Origin of the sequence: Roseobacter sp., assembly GCF_039970775.1 — a bacterium.
Lineage (GTDB): Bacteria > Pseudomonadota > Alphaproteobacteria > Rhodobacterales > Rhodobacteraceae > Roseobacter.
Genome location: NZ_JBDVLG010000049.1, coordinates 85,585 through 108,132, shown reverse-complemented (window position 1 = coordinate 108,132; position 22,548 = coordinate 85,585). Strand labels below are relative to the sequence as shown.

The 22,548-nt window shown below is 57.4% G+C and carries 20 protein-coding genes; 8 read left to right on the top strand and 12 right to left on the bottom strand.

All coding sequences use genetic code 11. From position 1 onward, the window contains the following. Nucleotides 1-102 precede the first annotated feature (102 nt). Nucleotides 103-912: a serine O-acetyltransferase gene (gene cysE / locus ABJH13_RS12550; protein ID WP_348406553.1), complete on the top strand. Its 810-nt coding sequence runs from the start codon at nucleotides 103-105 to the stop codon at nucleotides 910-912. Nucleotides 913-976: 64 nt separating this feature from the next. Here cysE and ABJH13_RS12545 read toward each other — a convergent pair whose 3' ends face one another. The 5 genes from ABJH13_RS12545 to ABJH13_RS12525 all read right to left on the bottom strand — a co-directional run bounded on the left by ABJH13_RS12545 (nucleotide 977) and on the right by ABJH13_RS12525 (nucleotide 6,556). Next, nucleotides 977-2,269 (bottom strand): pyruvate dehydrogenase complex dihydrolipoamide acetyltransferase, encoded by a 1,293-nt coding sequence (locus ABJH13_RS12545; protein WP_348406552.1) that lies wholly within the window; start codon nucleotides 2,267-2,269, stop codon nucleotides 977-979. A gap of 12 nt (nucleotides 2,270-2,281) precedes the next feature. Then, nucleotides 2,282-3,664, bottom strand: a complete 1,383-nt coding sequence (locus ABJH13_RS12540; RefSeq protein WP_348406551.1) for a pyruvate dehydrogenase complex E1 component subunit beta — start codon at nucleotides 3,662-3,664, stop codon at nucleotides 2,282-2,284. Nucleotides 3,665-3,667: 3 nt separating this feature from the next. After that, nucleotides 3,668-4,678, bottom strand: a complete 1,011-nt coding sequence (gene pdhA / locus ABJH13_RS12535) for a pyruvate dehydrogenase (acetyl-transferring) E1 component subunit alpha (protein ID WP_348406550.1) — start codon at nucleotides 4,676-4,678, stop codon at nucleotides 3,668-3,670. A gap of 283 nt (nucleotides 4,679-4,961) precedes the next feature. Then, nucleotides 4,962-5,261 (bottom strand): septum formation initiator family protein, encoded by a 300-nt coding sequence (locus ABJH13_RS12530; RefSeq protein WP_348406549.1) that lies wholly within the window; start codon nucleotides 5,259-5,261, stop codon nucleotides 4,962-4,964. A gap of 107 nt (nucleotides 5,262-5,368) precedes the next feature. Continuing rightward, nucleotides 5,369-6,556 (bottom strand): phosphoglycerate kinase, encoded by a 1,188-nt coding sequence (locus ABJH13_RS12525; protein ID WP_348406548.1) that lies wholly within the window; start codon nucleotides 6,554-6,556, stop codon nucleotides 5,369-5,371. 127 nt (nucleotides 6,557-6,683) lie between these two features. Here ABJH13_RS12525 and ABJH13_RS12520 point away from each other — a divergent pair, with 127 nt between their 5' ends. Continuing rightward, nucleotides 6,684-7,190, top strand: coding sequence for a peptidylprolyl isomerase (locus ABJH13_RS12520; RefSeq protein ID WP_348406547.1), 507 nt, complete (start codon nucleotides 6,684-6,686; stop codon nucleotides 7,188-7,190). Further along, nucleotides 7,183-7,728: a peptidylprolyl isomerase gene (locus ABJH13_RS12515; protein WP_348406546.1), complete on the top strand. Its 546-nt coding sequence runs from the start codon at nucleotides 7,183-7,185 to the stop codon at nucleotides 7,726-7,728. The genes ABJH13_RS12520 and ABJH13_RS12515 overlap by 8 nt, the downstream gene beginning before the upstream one ends. A 53-nt stretch (nucleotides 7,729-7,781) precedes the next feature. On the opposite strand, the gene ABJH13_RS12510 is transcribed toward ABJH13_RS12515, so the two are convergent. The 5 genes from ABJH13_RS12510 to ABJH13_RS12490 all read right to left on the bottom strand — a co-directional run bounded on the left by ABJH13_RS12510 (nucleotide 7,782) and on the right by ABJH13_RS12490 (nucleotide 11,042). Beyond that, a complete protein-coding gene (locus ABJH13_RS12510; protein ID WP_348406545.1) occupies nucleotides 7,782-8,102 on the bottom strand; it encodes a hypothetical protein in 321 nt (106 codons plus the stop codon). 272 nt (nucleotides 8,103-8,374) lie between these two features. Further along, nucleotides 8,375-8,740, bottom strand: a complete 366-nt coding sequence (locus ABJH13_RS12505) for a hypothetical protein (protein WP_348406544.1) — start codon at nucleotides 8,738-8,740, stop codon at nucleotides 8,375-8,377. A gap of 217 nt (nucleotides 8,741-8,957) precedes the next feature. Continuing rightward, the gene (locus tag ABJH13_RS12500; RefSeq protein WP_348406543.1) at nucleotides 8,958-9,458 is read right to left on the bottom strand and encodes a polymer-forming cytoskeletal protein; all 501 of its coding nucleotides are present in this window, start codon (nucleotides 9,456-9,458) and stop codon (nucleotides 8,958-8,960) included. Beyond that, entirely contained in the window at nucleotides 9,448-10,776 is a 1,329-nt protein-coding gene (locus ABJH13_RS12495; protein WP_348406542.1) for a M23 family metallopeptidase, read from the bottom strand. Before ABJH13_RS12495 ends, ABJH13_RS12500 begins: the two co-directional genes overlap by 11 nt. Before the next feature lie 116 nt (nucleotides 10,777-10,892). After that, nucleotides 10,893-11,042, bottom strand: coding sequence for a hypothetical protein (locus ABJH13_RS12490; RefSeq protein WP_348406541.1), 150 nt, complete (start codon nucleotides 11,040-11,042; stop codon nucleotides 10,893-10,895). 356 nt (nucleotides 11,043-11,398) lie between these two features. Between ABJH13_RS12490 and ABJH13_RS12485 the strand changes: the two genes are divergently transcribed. Next, complete coding sequence (locus tag ABJH13_RS12485) at nucleotides 11,399-13,918, top strand: methyl-accepting chemotaxis protein (protein WP_348406540.1); 2,520 nt, start codon at nucleotides 11,399-11,401, stop codon at nucleotides 13,916-13,918. Nucleotides 13,919-14,353: 435 nt separating this feature from the next. On the opposite strand, the gene ABJH13_RS12480 is transcribed toward ABJH13_RS12485, so the two are convergent. Continuing rightward, nucleotides 14,354-15,058, bottom strand: a complete 705-nt coding sequence (locus ABJH13_RS12480) for a DUF1868 domain-containing protein (protein ID WP_348406539.1) — start codon at nucleotides 15,056-15,058, stop codon at nucleotides 14,354-14,356. Between the two features lie 236 nt (nucleotides 15,059-15,294). On the opposite strand from ABJH13_RS12480, the gene ABJH13_RS12475 reads away from it, so the two are divergent. Next, nucleotides 15,295-16,110 (top strand): ferritin-like domain-containing protein, encoded by an 816-nt coding sequence (locus ABJH13_RS12475; RefSeq protein ID WP_348406538.1) that lies wholly within the window; start codon nucleotides 15,295-15,297, stop codon nucleotides 16,108-16,110. Here ABJH13_RS12475 and ABJH13_RS12470 read toward each other — a convergent pair. Next, nucleotides 16,086-16,577: a peroxiredoxin gene (locus tag ABJH13_RS12470; protein WP_348406537.1), complete on the bottom strand. Its 492-nt coding sequence runs from the start codon at nucleotides 16,575-16,577 to the stop codon at nucleotides 16,086-16,088. The two genes, ABJH13_RS12475 and ABJH13_RS12470, sit on opposite strands and share 25 nt — an antisense overlap. Before the next feature lie 123 nt (nucleotides 16,578-16,700). Here ABJH13_RS12470 and ABJH13_RS12465 point away from each other — a divergent pair, with 123 nt between their 5' ends. From ABJH13_RS12465 to ABJH13_RS12455, 3 genes are all read left to right on the top strand, one after another. Beyond that, entirely contained in the window at nucleotides 16,701-20,036 is a 3,336-nt protein-coding gene (locus tag ABJH13_RS12465) for a hypothetical protein (RefSeq protein WP_348406536.1), read from the top strand. An 11-nt stretch (nucleotides 20,037-20,047) separates the two neighbouring features. Then, complete coding sequence (queA, locus tag ABJH13_RS12460) at nucleotides 20,048-21,097, top strand: tRNA preQ1(34) S-adenosylmethionine ribosyltransferase-isomerase QueA (RefSeq protein ID WP_348406535.1); 1,050 nt, start codon at nucleotides 20,048-20,050, stop codon at nucleotides 21,095-21,097. Nucleotides 21,098-21,204: 107 nt separating this feature from the next. Continuing rightward, on the top strand, nucleotides 21,205-22,470 hold the full coding sequence (locus ABJH13_RS12455) for an MFS transporter (RefSeq protein WP_348406534.1): 1,266 nt from the start codon (nucleotides 21,205-21,207) through the stop codon (nucleotides 22,468-22,470). Nucleotides 22,471-22,548 lie beyond the last annotated feature (78 nt).

The window sequence follows — 22,548 nt, the reverse complement described above, 5'->3', positions numbered from 1 at the left end:
CGGGGGAGGGAGCATTTGTGATTGGAATATACCTTATCACAGATTTGCGTTTGGCGTTTGGGTTCTAGATAAGGGATACTCAAACGCAAAAGGATGACGGCGATGGCTGAACGCAATCCCCAAATTACCCAAGTCGACCCCGCGTGGGATCAAATTTGCACTGAGGCACGGCAGGCTGCTTCGGATGAGCCTTTGATTGGGGGCTTTTTGCATGCTTGTATCTTGCATCATAAGAGCATTGAGAAAGCGCTGTCTTATCGGATCGCCGCCAAGTTGGCGTCTAACGAGATGTCGATGGTTGTTGTACGCGAAATGGTTGAAGATGCCTATGCCGAAGACCTCTCATTGGTTCAGGCCGCGCGTGCGGATTTGGTGGCGATCTATGAGCGCGACCCCGCGTGCCATCGTTTGTTGCAACCGATACTGTATTTTAAAGGATATCAGGCCATGCAGGCCTACAGGGTTGGTCACCATCTTTGGTCGAAAGGAAAGCGAGATTTAGCTTACTTTGTTCAAATGCGGGTGTCGGAGATTTTTGGTGTTGATATTCATCCCGCCGCGCGGATCGGTAAAGGTATCATGATTGACCACGCACATTCTGTTGTCATCGGGGAAACCGCAGTGGTCGGGGACAACGTCTCTATGTTGCATTCGGTTACTCTGGGAGGGACAGGGAAAGAAGAAGAAGACCGCCATCCTACCATAGGCGAGGGGGTTTTGATTGGTGCAGGTGCGAAGGTATTAGGGAATATAAAGGTTGGTCATTGCAGCCGCATCGCAGCGGGGTCCGTTGTCTTGGAAGATGTGCCCCCGTGTAAGACTGTGGCCGGAATTCCGGCCCGCATCGTCGGAGAGGCAGGGTGTGATCAACCTTCAATTTCCATGAACCATATGCTGGGTCCGGATATTTAAATATTCATATGAAAAAGCCGGGAGCAATGCTCCCGGCTTTTTTTGTGTTTGAATGCTGGACGGTTTAGGCGAGCATGGTCATCGGATTTTCAAGGTTCTCCTTGATCGCTTGGAGCAGTTGTGCACCCAACGCGCCATCGATCACCCGGTGGTCTACCGAAAGCGTGACGGACATCACCGTTGCAACGGCAAGCTGACCATCGCTGCCAACCACTGGTTTTTTCGCGCCGGCACCCACCGCAAGAATAGCGCCATGGGGAGGGTTGATCACAGCATCGAAGTTGTCGATCCCAAACATACCCAAATTGGAAATCGCAAAGCTGCCGCCTTGGTATTCATGGGGCGCTAATTTTCGATCACGTGCTCGGGTGGCCAGGTCTTTCATCTCAGCAGAGAGCGCTGACAAAGATTTCATCTCGGCATCTTTGAGAACAGGCGTGAACAATCCACCTTCAATCGCAACCGCGACGGCAACGTCGGATGGTTGTAATTTTAGGATGCGATCGCCAGCCCAAACCGCATTTGCATCCGGCACCGCCTGCAACGCCAAGGCACAGGCCTTGATGATGAAGTCATTCACGGACAATTTGACGCCGCGCCCTTCGAGTTGCTTGTTGAGATCAGCGCGGAATTTGAGCAAAGCGTCGAGTTCGATGTCTCGTCTGAGGTAGAAATGTGGGATAGATTGCTTGGCTTCGGTCAGGCGAGCGGCAATTGTCTTGCGCATCCCGTTCAGGCTGATTTCCTCGTAGTCGCGACCTTCGTACATGGCTTTGACCAAATCAGCGCTGGGTGCTGGCGTGGATGCCGGTGCTGTGGCGGTAGGTGCATTTGCAGCCGCAGCTTTTGGTGCTGCAGTTGCATTCTCAACGTCTGCTTTGACTATTCGCCCGTGCGGCCCTGATCCTTTGATGGCGGACAGGTCCAAGCCTTTATCTGATGCGATGCGGCGCGCGAGCGGTGAAGCAAAGACACGGGTTCCACTTGCTTGTTTTGCGGCTACGGGGGCAGGGGCGGGCGCCTCGGAGGCCGTTTCGGCCACCTCGTTGCCCGCGTCAGCTGCGGGTGCAGCCGACGGCGCGGGGCTGGACGTTCCGATATCGTCGGCGCTTTCGCCGTCTTCAAGAAGGACCGCAATGACCGCGTTGACTTTGACGCCTTCGGTGCCTTCTGAGATCAGGATTTTCCCGATTGTACCTTCATCCACGGCTTCGAATTCCATGGTGGCTTTGTCGGTTTCGATTTCGGCCATGACGTCACCGGACGACACGGAATCACCCTCTTTGACGTGCCATTTGGCCAATATGCCTTCTTCCATGGTGGGGCTTAGGGCGGGCATAAGGATTTCTATAGGCATCTTGCGCGCTCCTTACTTATAGGTGACTTGCTTGACGGCGGCGATGACCTCATCGGTTGTCACCAGCGCCAGCTTTTCGAGATTTGCCGCATAAGGCATCGGAACATCTTTGCCAGTGCAATTGATGACTGGTGCGTCCAGATAGTCGAACGCTTCGGTCATGATCACGCTGCTGATATAGTTTCCGACGGATCCTTGGGGCCAACCTTCTTCAACTGTGACGCAGCGGTTGGTCTTCATCACAGATTTGACGATACTATTGGTATCCATGGGGCGCAGCGTCCGCAGGTCGATGACCTCAGCAGAAATGCCGTCTTGGGCCAGTTTATCTGCGGCCTCCAAGGCGTATTGCATGCCGATCCCAAAGCTAACGATGGTGACATCCGTGCCTTCTCGCCAGATACGCGCTTTTCCAAACGGGACAGTATAGTCATCGATGTCTGGAACATCGAAGCTGCGGCCGTAAAGAATCTCATTTTCTAGGAAAATGATCGGGTTCGGGTCTCTGATGGCAGTTTTCATCAGACCTTTGTAGTCCGAAGCCGAGTAGGGCATTGCGACCTTGAGGCCAGGGACCTGCATGAACCACGCTGCGTAGTCTTGGCTGTGCTGTGCGCCTACGCGTGCAGCAGCGCCGTTCGGGCCACGGAACACCATAGGCGCCCCCATTTGTCCGCCTGACATATAAAGTGTTTTGGCCGCAGAGTTGATGATCTGGTCCATGGCCTGCATCGCAAAGTTGAAGGTCATAAATTCAACGATTGGGCGCAAGCCGCCGAAGGCGGCACCCGTGGCGATGCCTGCGAAACCGTGCTCGGTGATCGGTGTATCGATCACGCGTTTATCGCCGAATTCGTCCAACATGCCCTGAGAAATCTTGTATGCGCCTTGGTACTCGGCGACCTCTTCCCCCAATAAGAACACGGTATCGTCGCGTCGCATTTCTTCGGACATGCCATCGCGCAAAGCTTCACGCACAGTTTGTTGCTTGATCGGAGTGCCCTCGGGCCAATCGGGTGTTGTGTCCGTCTGTGGGGCGGCAGGGGCAGGGGCGGGCGCCTCGGAGGCCGTTTCGGCCACCTCGTTGCCCGCGTCAGCTGCGGGTGCAGCCGACGGCGCGGGGCTGGACGTTCCGATATCGTCGGCGCTTTCGCCGTCTTCCAGAAGGACCGCAATGACCGCGTTGACTTTGACGCCTTCGGTGCCTTCTGAGATCAGGATTTTCCCGATTGTGCCTTCATCGACGGCTTCGAATTCCATGGTGGCTTTGTCGGTTTCGATTTCGGCCATGACGTCACCGGACGCGACCGTGTCGCCTTCCTTGACCAGCCATTTGGCCAGTGTGCCTTCTTCCATGGTGGGGCTCAGGGCGGGCATGAGGATTTCAATTGTCATGTCTCAAGCCTCCTGCGGCGCTTCGGTTGCGTAGATGTCGGTCCAAAGTTCGTCCAGCGCGGGTTCTGGCGAGGCTTTAGCAAATTCGGCGCTCTCGTTCACGATATTCTTAATGTCCTTGTCGATGGCTTTAAGATCTTCTTCCGTCGCGTGCTCCCCAGTGAGAAGCAGGGCGCGGACCTGTTCGATTGGGTCGCGTTCGTCCCGCATCTTTTGAACCTCTTCGCGTGTCCGGTATTTCGCGGGGTCAGACATAGAGTGGCCACGATACCGGTATGTCTTGATCTCTAGGATATAAGGGCCTTTGCCAGCGCGACAGTGGGCAACAGCCTTTTGGCCAGCCTCTTTTACGGCCAACACATCCATCCCATCGACCTCTTCACCCGGAATGCCGTATGCGACGCCACGCTCCCAATAACTGGGTGACATTGTCGACCGTTTGGTTGATGTCCCCATCGCATACTGGTTGTTTTCAATTACAAAAACCACCGGCAAGCTCCACAGCTCTGCCATGTTGTAGGCTTCATAGACTTGGCCTTGGTTCGCAGCACCATCGCCAAAATATGCAAAGGTAACCCGGCCATTGTCTTTGTATTTGTCGGCGAAGGCGAGCCCTGCGCCCAACGGCACCTGTGCCGCCACAATGCCGTGACCGCCGTAAAAGTGTTTCTCCTTGGAGAACATGTGCATGGAGCCGCCCTTGCCCTTGGAGTATCCTCCTTCGCGGCCGGTCAGTTCTGCCATAACGCCGTTCGGGTCCATCCCGCAGGCCAACATGTGTCCGTGATCGCGATAAGACGTGACGCGCTTGTCTCCCTCTTCGGCCGCAGCTTCCAGCCCAACGACAACGGCTTCTTGGCCGATATACAGATGGCAAAACCCACCAATCAGTCCCATGCCATAAAGCTGGCCGGCCTTTTCTTCGAACCGACGGATCAATAGCATGTCGCGGTAGTACGCTTTAAGCTCCTCCGCAGATACATTGGGTTTTTTAGTGGATTTTCGCGGTGCCATCAGAGCGGTTCTCCCTCGTCACGCCCGGTGGCCGGGCAGATAGTTTAGCGTTAAACTATTCTTTATCGGATTCGATCTCGGAATGCGAGCAACAATGTGACGCGCGTGCTGTTTCGTTACAATCAGAGCTGTTTTTACCCCGAATCCGTCAAAATCACACGAGCCTTGGGGCGACATCCCCATGCCACCGCCGACGCAAATCTTCGCCCCGCACAAGGATCGAACTTGCCGTGGCTGTGGCTCCTAGGGCGCTGGCTGGGTGCATGAGCACCCCGGGCCTATGTCAGCGAATAACGATTTCGTCTGCGCGGATCATCCCCAAAACCGAACGGGCCTGCTCATCCAGCAGATCAAGATCCAGATACGTATCCGACAGTCGCCGCGTGAGGTTTTCCATCCGGCTCACGTCGCTTTGCACCAGTTCAAGTTGTTTGCGTAAAGCGTCAGATTCAGCGTTGATTTCAGTGCGGCTGAAGATGCCAAAGTCACCTTGGATTGCGGCAAAGGTAAAATAGGTGGCCAGCGCGAGTGCGAGCGTAAAGAATACGAATGTCCCAACGGCGGGGCGGGGTGTTTTTGTCATTTGATCGGCCTCATGGGTGCCTCTTGGCGGGCATGAAACCTATATGGCACACTGCGGCCAACATGGGAATCCCCCTTGTCAGCCGCCGTGCAGGATACTTTAGGTGGTTAAGACGACAGGGCCGCAACCCCCGGCAATTCCTTGCCCTCCATCCATTCCAAAAACGCGCCGCCCGCCGTCGAGATATAGGTGAAATCCTCGGAGGCTCCGGCTTGGTTCAGCGCCGCGACCGTATCGCCGCCCCCTGCCACAGACACCAACGTGCCCGCACGGGTGTGCCGTGCCGCGTCGGCTGCAGCAGCATTGGTGGCCTGATCAAACGGCGCGATTTCAAAGGCCCCCATCGGGCCGTTCCAGATCAGCGTTTTCAGGTCGGCGAATGCGGCCGACACCGCCTTGACGCTATCGGGCCCCGCATCCAACACCATCTGATCGTCTGCCAACACGGTATCGGGGCCCAAAGCGACGACCTCATGCGGTGCGCCGGCTTTGAATTCGCGCGCAACCAACCCATCAAAGGGTAGCAAAATGCGGCACCCGGTCGCGGCGGCCTGCGTCATGATCGCATTTGCGGTGTCGATGAAATCGGGCTCTTGCAGGGATGCGCCCAATTGCGCGCCTTGGGCGGCCAGAAACGTGTTGGCCATGCCGCCACCAATCACCAGCACGTCAAGTTTCCCCACCAGATTTTCCAACAGCGCGATCTTGGTCGACACTTTCGCCCCGCCAACCACAGCCCCGACGGGCCGTTTGGGATGCGACAGTGCGCCTTCCAGCGCCGACAGTTCCGCCTGCATCAGACGCCCCGCACAAGACGGCAGCAATTGCGCAACACCGGTCGTTGACGCATGCGCACGGTGTGCGGCTGAAAAGGCATCGTTGCAAAAGATATCCCCCAGCGACGCAAGGAACTGCGCCATTGCGGGGTCATTGGCTTCTTCGCCCGCCGCAAACCGCGTGTTTTCGATCAAAACCACACTGCCTGCGGGCAACGCCTTGAGCGCTTCCACATCGGGACGTTCAACAAAGGTAACGGGCTGGCCCAATGCGGCCTCTAACGTCGGCAGCGTCACACGCAAGGACATGTCAGGCACGGGCTGCCCTTTGGGGCGACCAAAATGCGCCAACAAAATCGGCACACCGCCGCCCGCCAAAATATCCTTAATCGTGGGGATGATGCGGTCAATCCGGGTGCTGTCAGTCACGCGGCCATCTTCTACGGGCACGTTGATATCCACCCGCACCAGCACGCGTTTACCCGCGAGCTCCATGTCGTCCAGCGTCTTCCAACCCATCGTCTTGTCCTTTCGTAGCCGTTTGCCCCGTGTGTTGCGCGTATCACCGCTTGGGTCAATGACCTGCTTGGCATTCGGGGCTGCACGAATTAGGTAATCGGGCAACACAACTGACAGGAGCGCCACCATGGCCGATATCAAAGACCCCGAAAACACAATCCTGATGGAGCTGAAAGGTGGCACCGTGACCATCGAACTGCTGCCGGACGTTGCCCCAAAGCACGTGGAGCGTATGAAAGAACTGGCCCGCGCCGGTGAATACGACAACGTCGCGTTTCACCGCGTGATCGAAGGGTTCATGGCGCAAACGGGCGACGTGCAGCACGGCGATATGGAAGACGGCTACAACCTGTCGCGCGCCGGTACCGGTGGGTCCGACCTGCCGGACGTACCTGCAGAATTCTCAAAGGTTCCGCATGCGCGTGGGTCGTTGGGGGCCGCTCGGTCGCAAAACCCAGACAGCGCCAACAGCCAGTTCTTTATCAACTTCAAAGACAATGATTTCCTGAACGGCCAATATACCGTTTACGGTCAGGTCACGTCGGGTATGGAACACGTTGACGCGATCACCCGTGGCGAGCCCGCCCCAGAGCCCGACCGGATGATTTCGGTCAAGGTAGCGGCTGATGTATAAGGCCGCAGTCGCCGCAGTGATGTTGGCCAGCCCCGCGCTGGCCACAGATCTCGAAATCCAAGTGACGGGCGAAGCCAACGGCACGATCACCATCGATCTGCTCGAGGACATCGCACCCGGCCACGTTGAACGGATCACATCACTGGCAAAAGCAGGCGCCTATGACGGCGTCGTGTTTCACCGCGTGATCGAAGGATTCATGGCGCAAACGGGCGACGTAGAACATGGCAAGGTCGGCGCAGATCTGCGCCGGGCAGGCACCGGCGGGTCAGACCAACCCAACCTAGCGGCCGAATTTTCGGATGTGCCGTTTGACCGGGGTGTGGTGGGCATGGCGCGGGCGCAAAGCCCCGACAGTGCCAACAGCCAGTTCTTCATCATGTTTGACGCAGGCCATTTCCTGAACGGGCAATATACCGTGGTTGGCCGCGTGACCGAAGGGCTCGACGTGCTGGACACGATCAAACGCGGCGCTGGCCCCAACGGTGCCGTAATTGGCGCGCCGGATGTGATGCAAACCGTGACCATCACGGATTGATTGCCCCTGATGAGCGGCCGCCATTATCGGTGGCCGCTCTCTAGTAATCTACTCTAACAGCCAAATTTCACTCGATCAAAGTCGAACTGATCTGGCGCCTTGCATCGATCAAGGCGGTAGGGCACCTGACCTGAAGCGAGGTCAAAAACATCCCCAGACAGTTCTGAAACAACCGCTTTGCTGGCGAAAGCCAACGGTTCGCAGGCAAAGCTTCCGCCGTTTTGACCCGTCACAGGATTGTAGCTATTGTTAGGATGTTGCCAGCAAATTGCGGCCTGGCCCGACACACGATCCAGCTTGTAAGTTTCGGGTAAACTGCGCCCATTTCCGGGATACCAAAGCCAAGCCTTGGATGCTTGAGCGATATAGTTCACCTGAAATCCATGTGCGTGAGAGAACGACAAATAGGTTCGTCCAGACTGTGGATATTCCGGGAAGCGGATGTCTCGGTCCTGAACTTCTTGAATGGCTGCCGCAACGGATTTCCCAGATGATCCTGTTGACGGGGTGCAGGCCGCAGCCAGCAGACAGACCAACGCGCAAATAAACGTTGACTTCAGCACTGCAGACCGACGTTCCAGCCGCTGAAGGGTTTATTGCTTTTTGAGTTGATCTTGCTGAGGTCGCTCGTATCAACATCAAACCCTCAGATAAACACCAGGACACCGGCGCCGAACGTCGCTTTGCATCCGGTCACATTGCGCGCCGCGGTTTCAAGGTTGGCGCCAGTATAGGGCGTAGGCGTACCGACTAAAGCGACCAAGGCAAAAGCGGTGCCTTCGGGCAGAGCGACACGAAAGGTCTTACCATCCACGGTGGTCTGCGTTGCGCTTTCTACAGCCTTCTCATTGCGGGCAAATGCGGCGTCTTGAGCCGTCCGTTGCTCGGGTGTGAGCGACGGTCCAGAGCCGCAACCCGCAAGCGTAAGAGCGGTGAGAATGCTAAAAACTGACTTTTTCATATTGGCATCTATCACTTCAATTTTAAGTTGAAATCTTATTTCAAAAGCCAAAGATGAGGTCAATCTCTAATATAGATAGCGCCGGCTTTATGCTTGTACAGTAAGTTCGATGTTTAGCGCAGGTCCTGATCACTTTAGGGGCAAGCAACCGCCCTAAAGGATTGGCCACCTGTTGTCGCACGGATAGGCCGTCATCAAGCGACACATAACGCAAAAAGACGCGCCTGTCTGGCGCGCCATCGTGTCGCTTATGAAGCCTGTGTAGCCCTTAGGCGGCCGGGTTGGCTTTCCCAGCAGGCGCTGATTTTGCACCGGGGTTCAGAGGGTCGTCCTGGCGTTGAACCGACCCTTCGAAATGCGCACCGCTTTCGATCGCGATGGTCTTGTGGATGATATCACCCTCAACCCGCGCGGTCGACGTCAGGCGGACCTTCAGACCACGCACGCGGCCCACGATACGGCCATTCACTACGACATCATCCGCGATCACTTCGCCTTTGATGGTCGCCGTTTCGCCAATGGTCAGCAGGTGCGCACGAATATCGCCCTCAACAGTGCCTTCCACCTGGATATCGCCGGTGGTCTTCATGTTGCCCGTCACGTGCAGATCGGACGACAAAACAGACGCTGGCGGCTTGGCCTTGGGCGGGCTGGGTTTGTACTCAGCCGGTTTGGGCGTGGCAGGCGCCGCAGCAGAGGCTGCCGCTGGTGTCGTGTCCGAATCAGCCGGTTTGGTGCCTGGTTCGTTGATTTTGCTCTTAGAAAACATCTTTTGCAGCCTTGATATATATCATTGGGTTTACAGCTTTCCCTCCAACGCGCACCTCATAGTGTAGGTGTACGCCGGTCACCCGTCCTGACGCACCCATATCACCGATATGTTCGCCACGCGAGACCCTTTGCCCTACTTTGACGCGAATTTTTGAAAGGTGAGCGTATCTTGTCTCAATTCCGAAGTCGTGTTTGATCTTCACAAGGCGCCCGTAACCCGATTGCCAACCGGCATGAATGACCACGCCATCCGCCGTCGCAAAGAGGTCCGTCCCAGAGGGGGCGGCGAAATCGACACCTTTATGCATGCGTCTGCCACCGGTCTTTGGGTCGCGCCGAAAGCCGTAATCGCTGGTGAAACGAAACGCCTGTTTGATAGGCAACGCAAAGGGTGCTTTTTCAGCCGCAATGCGATATAGGTTGAGTGTATCCATCTGTTCAAGGATCCGGTTGGCCCGCAAATAGTCGGACGATAGTTCCTCGCCACGGCTCGAAAACGACAGCGGCGTCAGCGGGCCGCCCTGACCTGAATAGCCGCGGCGCACCTGCTTCAAAATCCGCTCAGGCGCCATGCCCGCAGCTTTGAACATCTTATCCAGCGGCTCGACCGATACGGTCATCGCTTCTTCCAGCTGGCGGAAAATATGCTCGTTGTTTTCCTGCATCAGTGCAATCTCGAGCTTCAACTCATCCGCGTGATCTTGCGCTTTGCGGGCGCTGGTGACCAAATCATCACGCTCGGCTGCGGTGCTGGCCAATGCCTCGGTCAAAAACGTGACCGGCGCGCCCGTATCAGCCGCTTGGGGCCGGGCGGGGTCGCCCTGTGCCGCATCGGTTTCCAAAGACGCCAGCGCATCGCGGGCTATATCACGGTCGGTCATCGTGCGCCGCAGCGTGTTTTGGATCACGTCGATCCCCGTTTCCAGTTCGTGCCGACGGGTTTCAGAGGCCAGCAATTCCGACTGCATCACAGAAATCTGTCCCAGCGCTGCATTGAACCGCTGTTGTGCCAAAGACGCTTCAGTGGCGCGCTGATCACGTTGACCGGACAGGGCGTTCAACCGCTCCTGATACGTGATCTGATCGCGCTTGGCCTGTTCGCGGAAATTCCCCGCGCCAATGCTGTCCATAAGCAACACAGCCGTTGATACGATCGTCCAGGTTATCACAAGTGCCGCGCCCGAAAAGGCGACCAACTGCGTTTCCGGACGCAACCGTATGAATTTTGTATCGGTATCAGATTTCAGAAAAACACGACGTTCGGGGAAATGGTGCTCGAGCAAGCCATGGAATTTGATAGCCAAACGTGTCCGCACGAAGTCTTCCCTTTGCTCGTTTCCCCCCGGCGCATGCCTCTTCTGTTGCAGGCTGGCACCGTCGCCAAAGGCTTAATGACGGGGGGCGTATCGGGCAAGCTGCTTTGAAGGAACTGTCACAACTTTGCGTTGAATTGTTGCAAATCGGCAAAAAATTGCTGATTTGTGCCGGTTTTTGCAGGAAAAATCCGAACTGGTTGGTTTGGTTTGGCTCTTTTTTCGGCGTTTTGAGGTGCGGCACGTTGGGGCAGGGTGCGGACAACCATCCATGTGAGCCTGCGATGCAACCTAATGGTGTAGGGCAGGGCGGGATAAGCGGACTCGCACATCTATTTCGCGCGTTGATTTGGGTAACGTGCAGAAATGCTGACACATTTTTGCCCTCGATCGTGTGGCGAACGCTTCAGGTCAGCTTATGACTTTGGGAGACGTGATGAAGGTGTTGTTGACCTCTAGCTAATTGTTAATGTTCAATTTTATTGAATTTACCGAATCGCAATAGTTATGCGCGACCTTGCAATCGTATTATGTTCAGAGGTGTTGTATGGCGAAGTTCGGTTTGAAAAAAGACGATGGCAATACCCCTGGTCGGGGCAGTATTGGCACCAGGCTTCCGCTCATTATGTCGGGGCTTGTTGCTTTGACGATCCTGGTGACGGTTGCTGCAAATGCTGTACTGACCGAACGGATTATTGACCGGGGCGCCCGAACCAAACTTGAAAGCGTGGTCGCATTGAAAGCCGTAGAGGTTGAAACCCTTTTGGCGACGATCGACCGTGACCTGCGCATCCGCGCGGCGGATCCGTCTATGCGCACCGCGCTGATCGCGTTGACAGATGGATATCAAACCTTAGAAAACGCGGCCGAAGTGTTGCCACGCATCTACATCACAGAAAACGAATTTCCCTTAGGGGAAAAAGATCGACTGGTGTCGGCTGATACGGGGTCTAGCTATGGCTACATCCACACCATCTATCACCCACCGATGCACGAACTGCAACGTGCGATGGACTACTATGACGTCTTCTTGTTCGATACGGTCGGCGACCTAGTCTACAGTGTGTTCAAGGAAAATGACTACGCCACCAATATGATCGACGGCCCCTGGAAAGACAGCGGGTTGGCGCGTGCCTACCGTGGCGCCATGGAAGCCGCGCCCGGCGATCCGTCAACATTCATTGATTTCGAACCCTACGCACCAAGCGCGGATGCGCCGGCGGCGTTCATCGCCCGCCCGGTACTGAATGAGCAAGGCGAAACGATGGGGGTCTTGGCATATCAAATGCCAATCTCGTTGCTGAACCATGCGATCGGCGACCTGCCCGGAGTTGGTGACACTTCCGATGGATTTTTGGTTGGCTCTGACCTGTTGCTGCGGACCGATAGCGTGATGACAGAGGAAAACGATATTTTGACGGGGACCTACGATACCCCTTTGATGCAGGATGCGCTTGCGGGGGCGGCTGGCTTGGCGAACTTTACCGAACCAACTGGCCGCGACGTGATGGCCGCCTACACGCCGATCACGTTTTTGGGCACGACTTGGGTGGCAGTTGTTCAACAAGACACAGATGTGCTTTTCGCCGGACTGCCGCTGGCGTTGAAATGGGCGGGGTTCATTGCGGTCATCGTGTTCGGTGGTGTGCTGGTGATATCGATCCTCTTTTCCCGAACAATCACGCGCCCCATGTCGACCCTGACCAAAGCAGTTAAGCACGTGGCGGACGGCGATTTGGAGGTTGATATTCCCGCAACAGATCGGCGCGATGAATTGGGCGAGTTGGCCCGTGCCACTGAGATCTTTAAGGAAAACTCGATCAAAGTTGCTAAGCTGAGCGAAGAACAAGAACTCGCCAGCAAAGAAATGGCCGAGATGGCTAAAGAACGCGAAAAAACCGCCCAACGTGAAGTGGAACAGATCAAAGAGAAAGAAGAAGCAGATCGTAAGGCTGCGCAAGACCGCGAAGAGATGATGCTGCACCTTGGGGCATCCTTCGGCGAGGTCGTTGAAGCCGCAATCGATGGTGAGTTCACCAAGCGGGTTGATGCGAATTTTGCGGATGGTGTGCTCAATGATTTGGCGCAGAACATTAACCGTTTGATTGGGTCTGTTGATGACGGGTTAAACGAGACCGGGCGGACGCTTGAACGAGTAGCTGGCGGAGACTTGTCAACGCGGATGGAAGGCGAATACCACGGCGCATTTGGGCGCTTGCAGGCCAACGCAAATGATATGATCGACGCGCTAAAACAATTGATCGGGGAAATATCAGGAAGCGGCACAACGTTGGTTTCATCGTCCGCGGAGCTGCGCGACACCGCAACGCTTTTGTCTGGTCAAGCGGAACAGAACGCGGCGTCTTTGGAAGAGACATCCGCCGCGCTTGAAGAAATGTCTGCGAGCATTAAACAAGTCAGTTCAAACGTGTCCGAAGCGAGCGATAACGCTCAGATTGCACGAAAAACAGCCGATAAAAGCGAAAAAGTCGCAGCTGAGGCCGCAACATCAATGGAACGTATCGCGGATGCCTCCGAAGAGATTGCGCGTGTGATTGGTGTGATTGATGACATCGCGTTCCAGATTAATTTGCTCGCGCTCAACGCAGGGGTCGAAGCCGCGCGCGCCGGTGAGGCCGGACAGGGGTTCTCGGTTGTCGCCTCAGAAGTGCGGCAGTTGGCTCGCAGAGCCAGCGAAGCGTCTAAGGAAATCGCAACCGTCATTATAAAGAGCGATGCTGCGGTGACAGAGGGTGTTGAAAAAGTTGCAGGGGCGCAATCCTCGCTAAAAGATATTGCCGAGAGCGTGGTGAATATTTCGTCGCGGGTTGATGATGTGGCGTCTGCGATTTCTGAACAGGTTACAGGAATCAATGAAATAACCAGCGCAATTGGCCACATAGATCAGAACACACAACGGCAAAGCGCGTCCTTTGAAGAGGTCACGGCGGCCAGCAGTGTGTTGGCAAACGAGGCGGATGGGCTCAGTAAAGCCACTGCGCGTTTTGACACTGGGCAAACCAACCAACCCGAAGTCCGCCCTTCGCAAGAACCCGAACCAGAGATCGAGCGGCCCGCACCGAAGATGGTTGCAGTCAGTGGCGGCGCCCCAGTTGTATCCCATGAAGGTTGGGACGAATTCTAGCGTCAGAAAGGCGAACGGCTTATGGATAGATCTGCGAACGTGCATATGATGTAGCACGGCTGGCCCGGAACGGGCCGGCCTTCGGACAGAGGTTTCAGGCGGCGCCGATGGCTGTGCTCCCGCGCGTTTTGCTGGCATGATAGTTGTCTCTCATGCGGGACTCGCGGGATGACTTATGTGACTGTATATCGTCTGACGATGTGGCGTAACCGCTTGCGGCGCCTTTGACGACAGCCAACGTCCACATCTAGATGGTTGCATAATTTCACAAAATCATCCGTAGCCAGTTTTGCTTTACGCTATCATCCATGGGGGGGCTGTTTTGTACAGAATGTTAGACCCTTGAAAGGCAGGTAAACACAGGCATAGGCGCGCGCTTTGCTGATTGATGTGGTGGAAAAATAATCGCTGAACCACGGCGATCCGCGCAAACACTCAGCCCCCTAAACCTAACGTTTCTTTAAAATGGCACATATCTGAGAAGGTACAAAAGGCGGGCGCGCAAAGCGGCAGGGTTGGCGTGGTCTCGACCAGTTCACCTAATATTTGAGGGATTTCAGCTTTCCAGACAGGCAACGCACTATCGGACAACCACGTGACGGGGTAGGCAAAGCTTATATGAAACCGGTAAGCGTCATGATCGTGATGACGATACCCAAAAGGTTCCGTCAATGCATCGCGCCACAACCGTGCAATCTCGTCGTTGCTGTCATCAGAACCTGCCAATGTGAGGCCCGTCGGCAACAAACCAACGGCCCGCATCGTAAAGGTCCGGAGAGGCGAAAACCCGGCCAATCGCCGTTGTAAAACGTTGGTGGTCTCTGTCACGGGGGCTGATAAATCCAAATCGCGAGGCCAGGCATCTTGCGTGCGCCTTGTGTCTAATACCCCTTCGAAGAGGGTCATATGTAGACTGTCTTCGGGGGTAAACAAAAAACCCGATGCACCCGGCAAAGCCATCATTTGGGCGCGGGCGCGCAAAACGGCGCTATGCGTGGGGGCCGTGCGATCCAGATGGCAGACAACCGTATTTCCCGCCTCTGGCAAAAACCGGTGCGCGTCATAACGTTGCCCAAGCCGGACGGGGGGCTGCGTGTTATTGCGTGCGGCAAATGGGGCGATATCGCAGTGGGTCGTCATGGGCCTGCCTTCATATGTCATGATATAAACGTCTCCATGCATCACGTGATCTTGCCTATCTCGTTGATCTATAGGTTGGAAAACTCTCTATGGCGATGATGTTTTTCATCATACCGCAACGGGCATAGACACCAAACCTCTTGAAACCTTGGTTGTATTTTGGTTTGGCTGCGTCCATCGTATGTGCCCAACCAAACAGCCCCGCCGCGCGCAACGGCCGACCCCGAGGAGAGACGATGCCACACCAAATGAGCCTGAGCGAAATGGCGGTTGATGTTCTCACCACTGCGGATGGGCGCGAAAAAACCGCCAAATCTCGCGCCTACGCCGCGATTTGGCAAGAGGCGCGCGCGCAAGATACACCGATCCCGTTGGGGTGGGCGTCGCCGCCGGTGCACCCAGCCCGACCCGACCATCCAGAATTGCTTAGTCCGCGTGACGTGCCCAAACGCAAACCGGGCAGCCCTGCGGGTCGTATCGCGTTGCTGCACGCGGTCGCACATATTGAGCTGAACGCGGTAGATTTGCATTGGGATATCATCGCGCGGTTTGCGCATATCGCGATGCCGTTGGGCTTTTACGACGATTGGGTGAAGGCGTCGGACGACGAGGCCAAGCATTTCAATTTGATGTGCGATTGCCTTGAGGCAATGGGCAGCTGGTATGGTGCGTTACCGGCTCACGCGGGCATGTGGCGGGCGGCAGATGACACCGCCGAAGATCTGGTGGGCCGGTTGGCCATCGTGCCCATGGTGTTAGAAGCGCGCGGGTTGGATGTGACGCCCGGTATGATTGCGATCTTTGAAAAGGCGGGCGAAGACGGCGCGGTGGCCGCGTTGCGCACCATTTACGCCGAAGAGGTCAGCCATGTGGCTTATGGCTCCAAATGGTTCAACTTTTGTTGCGGCAGGCAGGAAGAGGACCCAAAAGAGCTGTTTCATGCCTTGGTGCGGACCTATTTCAAAGGGGGCCTAAAACCCCCCTTTAACGACGAAAAACGCGCCGAAGCCGGCCTGCCGCCCGATTTTTATTGGCCGCTGACATCCGAATAGGCGGGCGACAACGCACGCACCGCGTCGAGCACCTCTTCGACGTGGCCGGGCACTTTGACCTTGGGCCAGATGCGCGCAATCGTGCCATCAGGGCCAATCAGAAATGTGGCGCGTTGAATGCCCATAAACGTCTTGCCGTACATGCTTTTTTCTATCCATACGCCGTAATCTTCGCAGGTTGATCCGTGTTCATCGGATAACAATGGCACGGTCAGGCCTTTTTTCGTGACGAATTTCTCATGGCTGGCCATGCTGTCTTTGGAGATGCCGAACACCAAGGCCCCCGCGGCGGCAAAGGCATCGCCGTATTCGGAAAACCCGACGCTTTCTTTGGTGCAGCCGGGCGTGTTGTCGCGCGGGTAGAAAAACAAAACCACCGGGGCGCCGGTCAGGGCCGACAGGGTGACATCGCTGCCGCCGGTGCTGGGGAGGGTGAAATCGGCGGCAGGGTGGGAAATTTCAGGCATTGCGGTCTCTTGGGTTTAAAGGTTGGTGTGGCACTGACATATTAGACTGGTATGAGGCAGAGGAAAGACCTGCCGTCTCGATTAATTGTTTGCCTCGGTCAGCCACGAAAGTCGTCGTTCATTTTGGATCAGACCCCGCAAGACACACCTCGGCCGCGCCGAAAAAAGCGCTATACGATCCCGCTGGGCGGGCTCGTCATTGTTTTGGTGCTGGTTTTGGCGGGGGTCGTGTGGATACGGGACCGCGATATTGTGGTGCCCGACTGGGCGCGGGCGCAGATTGAACAGCGGCTGGCCGTGGCTGTCCCCGAGGCACAGATTTCTTTTGGCGAAATGGTGCTGATTGTCGATGAAGGTTGGCGCCCGCGGGCGCGTATCCGCGACGTGCAGGTCCAAACCGACGACGGCCGCGAGATCGTGGCCTTTGCGGAACTGCGCGCGACCTTGTCGATGCGCGGGGTGGCCAAGGGATATCTGCAGCTAAAATCGATCGACCTTAACGGTGTCTTTGTGACGCTGCGACGGGGCGCGGGCGGGGTGGTGTTGTCGGGCGGTGGTGGCGCGTCGACGGTGTCGCGGGCGGCGCCGAATTTGGCACAGATGGTCGCCGATCTGGATGATCTGTTGTTACGGCCGGGGCTGGCACGGTTGCGCCGCGCGACGGTGCAGGGATTGACCTTGCGTTATGAAGACGAGCGCGCCAACCGCGCCTGGACAATTGACGGCGGGCGGCTGTCGTTGGACAGGACGGGTGCGGATCTCCAGATCAGCGTCGATCTGGCGGTGTTGGGCGGTGGCGCGCAGGTGGCGACAGTTGCCGCCAATTACGGTGGCCGCATTGGGGTATTGGCGTCCGAGTTCGGCGTGAGTTTCGCAGATGTGGACGCGGGAGATGTGGCCGCGCAGGGGCCGGCGTTTGGCTGGCTGAATGCGTTGCGCGCGCCTATTTCGGGGTCGCTGCGCGGCGGGGTCAAGGAAGACGGCAGCTTTGACCCGCTGAGCGCCACGTTCCAGATTGGCGCGGGCGTTATTCAACCAACGCCCGAAACTCGCGCGATTCCGATCAATGGCGCGCGCAGTTATTTCACCTACGACCCCGCCGCACGATTGTTGCGGTTTGATGAACTGTCAGTGGAGAGCGATTGGGTCACCGGGCGGTTGGATGGCACCGCGACACTGGCCGATGACGGACAGGGCCGGATCGAAGATCTGGTGGGGCAATTGCGTCTGTCGGACTTGCAGATCAACCCTGCAAACTTCTATTACGCACCCGTGACCCTATCCGCCGCCGAGCTTGATTTTCGCCTAACCCCAAAGCCATTTGCGTTGCAGTTGGGGCGTTTGCAAGTGACCGACCAAGGCCATGTCTTAACCGCATCCGGCACGCTGAGCGCGGATGCCAAGGGCTGGGATGTGGCCGTTGACGCACAGATGGATGGCTATAACCGCGACCGGTTGATGCAGCTGTGGCCTGAACCCGTGGCCCCCAAAACGCGGCTTTGGCTTAGCGAAAACCTATATGCTGGGCGGCTGCATGATATCACTGCGGCTTTGCGGTGGTCTGCCGGTGGTCAACCCGAACCCTATTTGGGGTTTAGCTACGACCAAGGGCATGTGCGGTTTTTAAAAAACATGCCACCAGCCACGCAGGCCCGTGGGCATGGGTCGTTGATCAAGGACCGGTTTGTGTTGGTCATCGACGAGGCATCCGTCGAGGCCCCACAGGGCGGCACGGTCAACGTCACCGCGTCGTCGTTTATTGTGCCCGACATCAAGGCAAAAGACGGCACCCCCGGCGTGATCCGCCTGACCGCCGAGGCGTCGGTGACGGCGGGGTTGTCGATGCTCGATCAGCCACCGCTTGAGGTGATGCGCAAGGCCGAATTGCCGGTGGCGCTTGCAGACGGGCGCGCGCGGGTGTCGGGCACATTGGCCTTGCCGTTGATCAAAGACGCCCCCGTCGAGGACGTCACATTTGACCTGACCGGCCAGATCACCGATCTGCGCAGCGCGGTGCTGATCAAGGACCGTGTGGTGCGTGCGCCAGCGCTTGACCTTGTGGTGTCCGAAACGGGCGCGCAACTCAGCGGTGCGGGCGACCTTGATGGGCTGCCCTTTGACGTCACATGGCAACAGCCGCTGCAAAACCCCGGTGCGCCGGGGCATGTCACCGGGCAAGTTGAGGTGTCCCCCGAAGGGTTGGCGGCCTTGGGCATTGATTTGCCTGCCGGATACGTGCGCGGGCAAGGCACTGCCGATATCGATATCACCTTGGCCAAAGACCAACCCCCGGCGTTGCAGCTGCAATCTGATCTGCGCGGCATTGCTCTGTCGGTGCCACCGGTGGGGTGGTCAAAACCGGCGGCAACCCCCGGCGCGTTTGCGCTAAGTGCGCAGCTCGCTGAGGTGCCGGTGGTCGATCAAATCTCGCTGGATGCGCCGGGGTTGGTCACAAACGGGACGATCACGTTTTCCGGGCCGGGAGCGTTGGACCAGATCAGCCTTGACCGGCTGCGAGTGGCCGATTGGCTGGATGTGCAGGTCGATCTGGTTGGCCGCGGCGCAGGTGTGCCCTTGGGCGTTGTGCTGGGGGGCGGCACGTTGGATTTGCGGCGTGCAGAAACCCCCGATGATGCCGCAACCTCTGACCCCGCACCTCTGACGGTGGCGCTGGACCGGCTGCAGGTCACCGATACGATTGCCATCACTGATATCCGCGGGGATTTCACCACCGGCGCGGGGCTTGGCGGGCGCTTTACCGGGCGGGTCAACGGGGGCGCGCGGGTCAACGGGCAGATGATCCCGCAGGGCGCGCGCAGTGCGATCCGGCTCACGGCAGAAGACGCCGGTGCGGTTTTGGCATCGGCCAATGTGGTGCAACAGGTGCGCGGCGGTGCATTCGAATTGATCTTGCGGCCTGTGGGCACGGGGGGCGCCTTTGATGGCACGCTCGCGGTGCGCGATACCAGCGTGCTGGACGCCCCGGCGATGGCGGGGTTGCTGAATGCGGTCAGCGTGGTTGGGCTGTTCAACGTCGAAGGCAGCGATAGCTTGTTTTTCTCGGATGTGAACGCAGATTTTCGCCTGTCGCCGCGCCAGATCACCCTGCGCGAAGCCAGCGCCGAGGGCCCCTCAATGGGGATCTCGATGGATGGAATTTACGCCACCGACACCGGTGCCTTACAGATGCAGGGGGTGATCACGCCGGTCTATATTCTGAATGGCATTGGCAGTATTTTAACCCGCCCCGGCCAAGGTCTGTTTGCGTTCAACTACACCATTGGCGGCACAGTGGACGACCCGCGCGTGTCTGTGAACCCGCTGACGGCGCTGACACCGGGTGTTGTCCGCGACCTGTTTCGTGCGCCTAAACCCGACGTGCCCTTGGCCGAAGGCGAAACCCCGCCGCCCAAGCCCGAACGGACGCGCCCCTCTTTCACTCACGGTTCAGACCGTTAAAAGGCCCCCCCATGAAACTGAGCGATTTTGATTTTGACCTGTCCGACAGTTTGATCGCGACCCGCCCCGCCGTGCCGCGCACATCTGCGCGCATGTTGGTGGCGCAGGGCGACCAGATCACCGATGCGGCGGTCACGGATATACTGACGTATCTGCGCCCCGGTGACCGGTTGGTGCTCAATGACACACGGGTGATCCCCGCCCGGCTGACAGGGGTGCGCCACAGGTCCAGTGCGCAGGGCAACACCCAAGCGCAAATTCAGGTGACCTTGCTCGAACCACGCGCCGATGGCACCTGGGCCGCGCTGATCAAGCCGTTGAAAAAGCTGAAAATTGGCGAAGAGGTGGTGTTCAACGCTGATCTGCGCGCGACATTGCAAGACACGGCAGACGGGCAGGGGCATCTGGCCTTTAACTTGACGGGCGATGCATTCGATGCCGCATTAAACGCCGCGGGCGCGATGCCCTTGCCGCCCTATATCGCGGGCAAACGCGCGGCGGACGCCCAAGACAAAACCGACTATCAAACCGTCTTTGCGCGCGCAAATGGCGCGGTCGCAGCGCCGACGGCATCGTTGCATTTTGACACTGATCTGTTGACCCGCATTGCCGATCATGGCGTGGATTTCACCCATGTCACGTTGCACGTGGGCGCGGGCACGTTTTTGCCGGTCAAGGTCGATGACGTGACCACCCACAAAATGCACGCCGAATGGGGCCAGGTCAACGCGCAGGCCGCCGCGGAGATCGCCGCGACCAAAGCTGCCGGTGGGCGTGTTATTCCTGTGGGCACCACCGCGCTGCGGCTGATCGAAACGGCGGCGCGGGGCGGCACCATTGCCGCATGGGAAGGCGACACCGATATTTTCATCTACCCCGGTTTTGCGTTTCAGGTCACCGATGCCTTGATGACCAATTTCCATCTGCCCAAATCGACGTTGATGATGTTGGTGTCGGCGCTGATGGGGCAGGGCACCGTGCGGTGCATTTACGACCACGCCATACGACAACAGTATCGTTTCTTTTCATATGGTGACGCGTCGCTGCTCTTTCCCAGATAGCCTGATGGCGTCAAAGCGACCATTGGCGTCGCACATGGACAGGATCGGCTGGCGATGGTGCGGCACGCAGTGCGTGTTGCCTCTGCCACCGCGTAATGGAGATTCGTATGCTGCAGGTCCTCTCTAGCGCTTGGGCGCTCTTGCTTGGTATGTCGTTGCTGATGGTCGGCAACGGGATGCAAGGCACTTTGCTGGGTATTCGCGGCGCGATCGAAGGGTTTTCGACGTTCGAGATGTCCATCGTGATGTCGGCCTATTTTGTCGGTTTTTTGGGGGGCTCGCGCATGGCGCCGGGGCTGATCCGCAGGGTCGGCCATGTGCGGGTGTTCGCCGCGCTAGCCTCGTTGATCTCGGCGGTGATGATCTTGTACCCCACCGTCACCGAGGTGTGGCTGTGGACATTGGGCCGCGTGCTGATCGGGTTTTGCTTTTCTGCCGTGTATGTCACCGCCGAAAGCTGGCTGAACAATGCCGCCACCAACGACAACCGTGGTCAGGCGTTGTCCCTTTACATGATCGTGCAGACGGCGGGCATCGTGCTTAGTCAGGCGTTGTTGTTGACGGCAGACCCGTCCGGATATGTGCTGTTTGTGATCCCATCGGTGCTGGTGTCCATCGCGATCACGCCGATCTTGCTGTCGATCAGCCCGACCCCCGCCTTTGACACCACCAAACCTATGAGCCTGCGAGAGCTGGCCGGGTTTTCGCCGATGGGGTGCGTCGGCATGTTTTTGCTGGGGGGGATCTTTTCGGCGCAGTTTGGCATGGCATCGGTTTATGGCGCCAAGGCGGGGCTGACGGTGCCGCAAATTTCGACCTTTGTGGCCACGTTTTTCGTGGGTGCGGTGTTGTTGCAATACCCTATCGGGTGGATATCCGACCGCATGGACCGCCGGTTTTTGATCTTGATTGTGTCGGCTGTTGGGGGCGCGGGCTCGGTTTTGGGTATGCTGCTGGGAGCAGAGTTTTCGTTGTTGTTGGTGTCGGCGTTTATTGTGGGGGGCATGTCTAACCCGCTGTATTCATTGTTGATCGCGCACACCAACGACTTTTTGGAACACGAAGACATGGCGGCAGCCTCGGGGGGGTTGATATTTATCAACGGTCTTGGTGCGATCTTGGGCCCGGTCACCACGGGCTATATGATGGATGTTTTTGGGCCGGGTGGGTTCTACCTGTTCACGGCTGTTTTGTTTGTCGCACTGGTGTTTTACGCGGGTTACCGGTCGTCGGTCAGCGCGGCCATTCCGGTGGACGAAACCGGGGCCTACGTGGCGGTTGCGCCATCCTATAGCCCGGTTGCCCTCGAATACGCGCAGGAGTACGCGATTGAGACCGAGCTAAGCGAGGACCCCGACGCGGCGACCCCCTAAATATCTCTTATTGGTGTAAATTATGACTATGAAATCAAACCAAATCACAGATAATATGTGGTTAAGGCGTGTTTATGA